Below are 8887 nucleotides of genomic sequence, written 5' to 3'. Positions count from 1 at the left end.
CCTTATGTGATGTATTTGTTGTTTTTAGCGAAATCATTATATCACAAAGGAATGGCTTATTTATTTTTTACAATTTTTGTTTACTCAACAACCTAATATTATATAAAAGATATGAAATTAAACTGAAAGAGGTGTTAATTTTATACCTTTTTACTTAATTAATTTTAAATATAAAATTAAAAAAAAATATTGTATAATAAAAAAATACGTCTTGATAATCAACTTATCGAGACGTATTTTTTAAATGTACCTAAATACTAAAAAATTATTTTTTACAAGTTAAAACTAATGGAATAAAGTTATTAATATCAAATTTAGATTTATTAAATCCACCATAAAGATTTATATCTTTAAATCCTATCTCTTTTAACAAAGTAGTTAGACTGTTACTAGTTAGAGGAAGTAATTTAACACTATTATAAAAAACTCCATCCACAGTTTTTAATGTTGTATTAAATGAAATTTTAGAGTTTTCATAAACATAGTCACGAATAAACTCTATTTTAGCTTTTTCATTGATTATAGTAGGAAGTCCAGTTAAATTAAATTTTAGTATTCTATCATAATTAACAATTTGAATAACTAGTATTCTGTTAAATTTAAGTATTCTATACATACTTTCAAGTGAAAGTTTAACATCTTCTATAGTATCTAAGTTAACTAACGAATTACCAATGCAAAATATTCCACCAATACTATTGGCTTCAAATTTATCATCAAGAAAAAGCATATTTCCAACTTGAAAAGTTACTTTTAAGTTATCTTCTTTAGCTTTCTCAGTAGCCTTTTCAATCATTTCTGTTTCTAAATCTATACCTATAATATCATAGTTATTTTTAGCTAGACTTACAGTATATTCGCCACTACCACAAGCTATATCTAAAATATTTTCGTCACTAGAAAAATGGTTTATTAAAAAATCTACTGTAGATTGGTTAGTAGGGAATATATATTTATAATACTTTGATAGTTCATTATAAAATGACATACTAATCACCTCATATAATTATTAGAATTTAGATTCTTAGAGTATAGTTTATCATAATTTTTTAAAAATATTAATTAAACATATTACTAATATTTATAAGTTAAAAAGAGTCGTATAGTAAAATAATTATAAAAATTAATTTTAAGCATACTGATGTATTATTTTTTTGACTGTGCCTTACATAAAAATGTTAATAATTTATATATACAAATATTAGATTGGATTTGCAAAATATACAATAATAAATTTTGCTATTCAGAAATTTCATATGATATAATTAAATTATGTAAAAAGATAGTTGATTTGTAAATTGACTATATATATTTGATTGGAGAGATATCATGTCTTATGAAAAAAATAGGAGTTGCCTAGAAAGAATAACTAATGTTTATAGTGAACTAAAAGGTGCAGAAAAAAAAGTTGCTCAATATATATTAGAAAACCCTAAAAATATAATTCATTTTTCAATAACAGAATTAGCTGAAGTAAGTAAAGCTAGTGAAGCAACTGTATTTAGGTTATGCAGTAAAATTGGATATAAAGGATATCAAGATTTAAAGATTAATTTAGCAGGATCTGTAGTAGAACCAATGGACAATATTTATGAAAAGATAAAAGAAAATGATGATACATATATAATTATGCGTAAAATTATGAGTTCTAATATAAATAGTATTGAAAGCACATTAAAAATAAATAAGACTGAACATATAGATAAGGCGATTGAGCTAATACTAAATGCTAAAAAAATAATGTTTTTTGGTATGGGTGGGTCTTGGACAATTGCAAATGATGCATATCATAAATTTATTAGAACAGGAATAAATTGTGTTGCTTCAAGTGATTCCCACTGGCAAATGATGTTTTCATCTATGGCAGATGAAGGTGATGTTATTATAGCTTTTTCAAATTCTGGGAGCAATAAAGAATTAGTAGAAAATATAAATTTAGCTAAAAGAAAAGGAATCAATATTATAGCTATTACTGGAAATGAAAAATCACCACTTGCTAAAGATTCAGATGTACATTTAACAGCATATGGGAATGAATCTATGTTTAGAAGTGAAGCTATGGAATCCAGACTTACTTCTCTAATGATAATAGATTGGCTTTATGTAGGAACAGCACTTAAAAGAAAAGATGAAACTTTAGATAATCTAGAACGTATAAGGAATGGAATAGCTAGTAAGAGATTTTAAATATTAATGAAAAATGGAGCTACTACAAAACTAACTTAGTTAGTTTTGTAGTAGCTCCATTTTTTATTACTTATCAAGTGATTCTTAGATTCAGGTGAAGTTTACTTATGAGGAATGCTTTTCTCCATCTGAATCTTAGGCACATTTAAAAAAAGTAATAGATCAAATATACAACGCATCTTTGGTCTATTATTTTTTGATGTACATTAGAAGAACTTATTCAGGTGTGTAGCAGTGTTTATCTCCATTTTAATACAAGTGAGAATATTAAAAATGCTAGAAATAAGACAAAAATAATTCATGAAAAATAATTTCTTAAACACCTTATTATAAGACAAAAAACAATAAAAAGAAAAATAATTTCAAAGAATCACTTGTTTTGTATTGTATTAATAAATAATAGGTGCTATAATTTGAACAAAGAAAATTTTCTTTATAAAATATTAAAAAACAGCAATAAAACAAAAATACGAAAAATATTTTCTTAAAACTATATCATGATTTGAAAAGAGGAGGGAAGAAAATGAACTATTTAATAGGAGTTGATATTGGGACAACTAGTACTAAATCAATAGCCTTTGATATGGATGGTAATGTTTTAACAAAGTGTAATGTAGAGTATCCTCTATATAATCCATATCCATCTTGGAGTGAACAAAATCCGGAAGAAATTTTCAGAGCAGTGCTAGATAGTATTAAAGATGTAGTCAAAGAAAACGATATCAACAAAAATAAGTTATTAGGAATATCATTTAGTAGTGCTATGCATAGCGTAATAGCAATGGATAAGGGGGGAAACCCTCTCACTAACTGTATAATTTGGGCTGATACAAGAAGTAATAAATATGCTGAAGAATTAAAAAACAGTGATATAGGACAAGATATTTATATGAGAACAGGAACACCAATACATCCAATGTCACCTTTGTGCAAATTATGTTGGTTAAGAGATAATTCCAAAGATGTGTTTAATAATACTAACAAATTTATATCAATTAAAGAATATGTATTTTACAAATTATTCAATAAATATATAGTTGATTATTCTATTGCTTCAGCAACTGGTATATTTGATATTTATGATCTTAGGTGGAATAAAAAAGCACTCGAATATATAGGAATTTCAGAAGAAAAGTTTTCAAAACCTGTGCCAACAACTTATATAATTAAGGGATTAAGTAATGTTTATGCAGATTATATGAAAATACCAATAGAAACTAAGTTTATAGTTGGTGCAAGTGATGGATGTCTTGCTAACTTAGGTGCTAATGCAATAAAGGATGGAGATGCTGCAGTAACTATAGGAACTAGTGGGGCAATAAGAGTAGCATCTAAAAAAGTTAAAAATGATGTCTCTAGAAGAATATTTAGTTACATTTTAACAGAAGAACATTATGTTCTAGGTGGTGCAGTAAATAATGGAGGAATAATTTATAGGTGGTTTAGAGATAATTTTTCATCAGTAGAAATTGGTTCTGCAAAACAACTGAATATAGATGCATATGATATCTTAAACTTGGAAGCCTTGAAGGTTAAACCAGGAGCAGATGGTCTCATATTTTTACCATATTTATTGGGTGAAAGAGCACCATATTGGGATGCAAATTCTAAAGGAGTATTTTTTGGGGTTAACATTAAGCATAGAAGAGAACATTTTTTAAGAGCTGTTCTTGAAGGTGTAATGTACGGAATATATGATGTTGGAAAAGCTTTAGAGGAAACTACAGGATCAATAAATACAATTTATGCAACTGGTGGATTTGTAAGATCAGAGCTTTGGGTACAAATATTAGCAGACATATTCAATAAAAAGGTTGTTATTGCGGAAAGTTATGAAAGTTCTTGTTTAGGTGCAGCGATACTTGCTATGAAAGCCATGAATATTATCAATAATATTGAGGAAGTTGAAAAGTTAGTTCCAATATCAAAGGTATTTGAACCTAACATAGAAAATCACAAAATTTATGCAAAGAATTTTGAAATTTATAAAAAGTTGTATGAAAAATTAAAAGATGAATTTACAGAGATAAGTAAGTTACAAGATGAAGGAAATTAATGTAAAAACTTAAAATGGGGGGATTTATATGCCATTATTAATAGTTATCATAGGAGTTGCATTATTGTTGTTATTAATGATTGGGTTTAAGTTAAATGGATTTATATCATTAATTTTAGTTGCTCTTACTGTAGGTATAATGGAAGGAATGCCAGTAGTTACTGTAGTAAATTCTATAAAATCAGGTGTTGGAGGAACTTTAGGAAGTTTAGCACTTATAATTGGGTTTGGAGCTATGCTAGGTAAACTTATGGCTGATAGTGGAGGAGCACAAAGAATTGCCATAACTTTAATAGATAAATTTGGTAAAGACAAAATACAATGGGCAGTAGTTATTACTGGATTTGTTGTAGGATTTGCATTATTTTATGAAATAGGTTTTGTTTTACTTATACCACTTGTATTTACAATAGCAGCAGAAGCTGAAATACCACTTCTATATATAGGTGTACCTATGGCTGCAGCATTATCAGTAACTCATGGATTTTTACCGCCACATCCAGGACCAACAGCTATAGCAGGAGTTTATAATGCCGACATAAGTAAAACTTTATTATATGGTGCAATACTTGGAATTCCAACAGTGATACTTGCTGGACCAGTATTTACAAAGTTTTTAAAAGGAATGGAGCATCCTATACCTAAAGGATTATATAATCCTAAAATATTTACAGAAGAAGAAATGCCAAGTTTTGGGGTGAGTGTATTTACAGCATTAATACCAGTTATTTTAATGGCTGTGCAGGCCATAAGTAAAATGACTCTTCCTAGTGATTCTCAAATAGTAAAAATAACAAGTTTTTTTGGAGATCCAGTAATTGCATTATTAATTTCAGTTATTGTAGCTATATTCACTTTTGGATTAAATAGAGGCAAAAAAATGCCAGAAGTTATGCAAACAATAAGTGAGTCAATTAATACGGTAGCAATGATAATATTAATCATTGGTGGTGGAGGTGCTTTAAAGCAAGTTCTTGTTGACAGTGGAGTAGATAAATATATTGCAAGTATAATGCAAGGTAGTAGTATATCACCACTTTTACTAGCTTGGTTAATTGCTGCAATATTAAGAGTCGCATTAGGCTCAGCTACAGTGGCAGCTATGACAGCAGCTGGAATAGTAGCGCCACTTATAGGCGCAACTGGAGCTAGTCCAGAACTAATGGTAATTGCAACAGGAGCAGGTAGCTTAATATTTTCTCATGTTAATGACCCTGGATTTTGGATATTTAAAGAATACTTCAATTTATCTATTACTGAAACATTAAAGTCTTGGTCTGTAATGGAGACTATAATTTCAGTATGCGGGCTTGTAGGAGTTTTGACTTTAAGTGTTATTATTTAAAAATATAGTAAATTAATAAATTAATAAATTAAAAATAAAAAAGGAGCGATATTTATGAATATAGGAATAATTGGACTTGGAAAGATGGGATTTAATATAGCATTAAATTTGTTAAATCATAATCATTCAGTAGTAGCATATGACTTAAATAATGAAAGTGTTAAAAATATTATAAAAGAGGGAGCAAAAGGTGTTTGTAGCATTGAAGATCTAGTTAAACAGCTTCCAGAAAGAAAGATCATATGGTTAATGATCCCATCTGGAGGAGCAGTTGATAGCACAATAGAAGAAATAGTAAAATACATAAATCCTAAAGATATAATAATTGATGGAGGTAATTCAAACTATAAAGATACAATAAGGAGATATAAATTCTTAAAAGAAAAAGGAATTGATTTTATGGATTGTGGAACTAGTGGAGGGACTAGTGGTGCTCTTAATGGAGCATGTACAATGGTTGGAGCAGAAAAAGAGGTATTCAGCTATTGTGAAGAGTTATTTAAAGATTTATCTATCCAAGATGGATATTTGCATGTTGGAGAACCTGGAAGTGGACATTTTACTAAAATGGTTCATAATGGAATAGAATATGGAATGATGCAATCAATAGCAGAGGGATTTGAAATTCTTTCTAAGAGTGAATTTAATGTTGATTATGAAAAGGTAGCTAAACTATGGAATAATGGTTCAGTAATAAGGGGATGGCTTATGGAACTAGCACAATCAGCATTTAGTAAAGATAAAGATTTAAGTAGTATAAAGGGCATAATGAATTCTTCGGGAGAAGGAAAATGGACAGTAGAGACAGCATTAGACTTACAAGTCCCTGCACCTGTTATAGCACTATCATTAATGATGAGATATCGTTCACTTGAAGAAGACACATTTACAGGTAAGGTTGTTGCAGCTTTAAGAAATGAATTTGGCGGACATGAAGTAGAAAAAAATAAATAATATATATTATAAATATCATTGTTTATTTAAATCTATTCAGTGCGTATAGTATTTATTTAGAAGTTAATTTTATAAATATTAATTAGAACATATGTAATAAAAGGTAGCAGTAAAGTTAAGGCTTTTACTGCTATTTTTTATTAGGTTTATGAAATTCTATAACTAGATTATACAAGGCTATGTTTTAGCAAAGCGTTTATATAACAATATCAACACGGTTTTAAAACAAAGTGAAATATTATTAAAACAATGATGTATTTTAGGTAATATTTATAAAAATTTATCATAAAATTATATAGGTACAATTACACATTGTAAAACAAATAACTAGTAAAAGATTCTTAGGATTTTTTGAACTAGACAAGGAAGTGAAGGCGGTTAATACTGCTGTTATTAGCTATCTTTATTAAAGCAGTATAGTACAAAAAAGACAAAAAGACTGACTAGTTATTTGTTTGGAGATGCATTAAGCTTTAGTGAAAGGAGATTATAATTTGGAAGAGTATAATAGAAAATTACTTGATAATAAAAATATAATATCTGAAAATATAGAACAAGGTAAAAAAGCAGGGGTAAGTAAGGTCTCAGCTGTTTTTGCTATAGATGAAAAAGATGAAGTGAAAAATAAAATGGTCAATGAATTAGCAACGTGGCTTATTCAAGATGGATATAAGGTATCACTTAAACAAGATGAATTAAAGATATTAGTAATTGAATGGGATTAAATATGCCTAAGAAGAAAGAAAGGTTCACTTTATATTTATTATATTAAAAAAATAGTAGTATAATTAAAGTTATTATAAATAGATAGAAATTACAATAATAAAAATTTTAGTAGTATTAAAAATACAAAAGGAGATATATTTATGAAAGAAAATAGAATTATTAAGTTTAATAATTTAGCAGCAACAAAATTTTTGAATTTATATAGTGTGCAGTATAAAAATAAGATTGGGAATATAAAGGATTGGATTATTGCTTCAAGAAAAGATGAGGATACATTACAAGAACAATATTTTAATGGTAAGAAAGACAACATTGATGGGGTTGTAATAGTTGCGCTCCATAAGGCAACTAAGAAACTTGTTATAATAAAGCAGTATAGAGTTCCTATAAATAATTATGTATATGAGTTAGTAGCAGGACTTGTTGATCCTAATGAAGACATAAAAACTACAGTAACTAGAGAACTTATGGAAGAAACAGGACTTAAGATTTTAGAAATTACGAATAAAGGTAATGATAAGGTTTATGCATCACCAGGTATGACAGATGAAGCGTTAGCTCTAGTTTATTGTACTTGCGAAGGAGAATTTTCAAAGGAATATCTTGAAGAAGATGAAGATATTGAAGCTATGCTTGTATCTCAGGAAGAAGCAAAAAAAATTATAGATAGTGATGAAAAGATTGATGTAAAGTGTTTTCTTGCATTACAAAGTTTTGTAGAGTTAGGTGAAAAATTATTTGTATAAAATAATTTAATTATCTTAATATACACTAGAACATTACATATTATTTTCAGATGCCTAAATAAGTTTAAAATAAACATAATAAAATGAGTATTATGTTTATCGTAAAAGATAGTTATTCTGTATAATAATTTGCAAAATTTAATTTGAGATAGCAGAGTTATAAATAAAAAAATAGAAAAAGTAAAAATGGGGCTGTCTCAAAATTACCAAGTGAAGTAATAACAAAGAAATAGAAATAACATTTATTCAAGAAGACTAGAAAAATGAGCTAAGGCATATGAAACAAAATAACAAGTCAAAGATGTGACGTATATTTTAAGTCAGACAAGGAAGTAACATTAACCAATAGTAAACTATTAGCTAATGTTACTGACGTAGTATGACTCAAAATAGACTAACATACTGACTTGTTATTTTGCTGAATATGCCTAGTTTCTAACATTTAAAGTTGTACCCATAAAAGATTGCTCCTAATATGCATTAGGACAATCATTTATGGAACAACTTCAAATGAAGAAACGTTAAGCTTATTTTTCAATGCTTCTTCCACAAATGTTATTTCTATTTCTTTTTTGAATATACATCACATCATTAAATCATTTGTATTATAAGACAGCCCCATTTTTAGGTATATTTAAAAAAATAATAAGTCAGTAGGCCAATGTCATTTAGTTAACAAAATGACATTGATATTGTTCAAAAAAAGTAAGGTATAAAAATATACCTTGCTTTTTTTTCAATTAACACTTGACAAATATATAGAAAAATGCGGCGTAGCCCCTTAAATATATAAAAATTTAAGGAGGCATCACTAATGATTAATTACTCAAAAATTGTAAAATACAAGCTAACATATATTATTAAAGAAATGGG

The 8887-nt window shown here is 27.6% G+C and carries 7 protein-coding genes; 6 read left to right on the top strand and 1 reads right to left on the bottom strand.

The genetic code is table 11. From position 1 onward, the window contains the following. Positions 1-265 precede the first annotated feature (265 nt). Positions 266-988, bottom strand: a complete 723-nt coding sequence (locus tag BM027_RS17675; RefSeq protein WP_090094492.1) for a class I SAM-dependent methyltransferase — start codon at positions 986-988, stop codon at positions 266-268. Between the two features lie 341 nt (positions 989-1329). On the opposite strand from BM027_RS17675, the gene BM027_RS17670 reads away from it, so the two are divergent. The 6 genes from BM027_RS17670 (at position 1330) to BM027_RS17645 (ending at position 8014) form a co-directional block, all read left to right on the top strand. After that, the gene (locus tag BM027_RS17670) at positions 1330-2187 is read left to right on the top strand and encodes a MurR/RpiR family transcriptional regulator (protein WP_090094491.1); all 858 of its coding nucleotides are present in this window, start codon (positions 1330-1332) and stop codon (positions 2185-2187) included. A 523-nt stretch (positions 2188-2710) separates the two neighbouring features. Further along, positions 2711-4243 (top strand): gluconokinase, encoded by a 1533-nt coding sequence (gntK, locus tag BM027_RS17665; protein ID WP_090094490.1) that lies wholly within the window; start codon positions 2711-2713, stop codon positions 4241-4243. Between the two features lie 28 nt (positions 4244-4271). Continuing rightward, complete coding sequence (gene gntT / locus BM027_RS17660) at positions 4272-5588, top strand: gluconate transporter (protein ID WP_090094489.1); 1317 nt, start codon at positions 4272-4274, stop codon at positions 5586-5588. 54 nt (positions 5589-5642) lie between these two features. Next, positions 5643-6542: a phosphogluconate dehydrogenase (NAD(+)-dependent, decarboxylating) gene (gnd, locus tag BM027_RS17655; protein ID WP_090094488.1), complete on the top strand. Its 900-nt coding sequence runs from the start codon at positions 5643-5645 to the stop codon at positions 6540-6542. Positions 6543-7036: 494 nt separating this feature from the next. Beyond that, positions 7037-7267, top strand: a complete 231-nt coding sequence (locus BM027_RS17650) for a hypothetical protein (protein WP_090094487.1) — start codon at positions 7037-7039, stop codon at positions 7265-7267. A gap of 141 nt (positions 7268-7408) precedes the next feature. Further along, positions 7409-8014 (top strand): NUDIX hydrolase, encoded by a 606-nt coding sequence (locus BM027_RS17645; RefSeq protein WP_090094486.1) that lies wholly within the window; start codon positions 7409-7411, stop codon positions 8012-8014. Positions 8015-8887 lie beyond the last annotated feature (873 nt).

The sequence above is a fragment of the Clostridium uliginosum genome (assembly GCF_900112485.1).
Classification (GTDB): domain Bacteria; phylum Bacillota; class Clostridia; order Clostridiales; family Clostridiaceae; genus Clostridium; species Clostridium uliginosum.
Note: the sequence above shows the minus strand (reverse complement) of the source record. Positions and strands in the feature narration are given on the sequence as shown.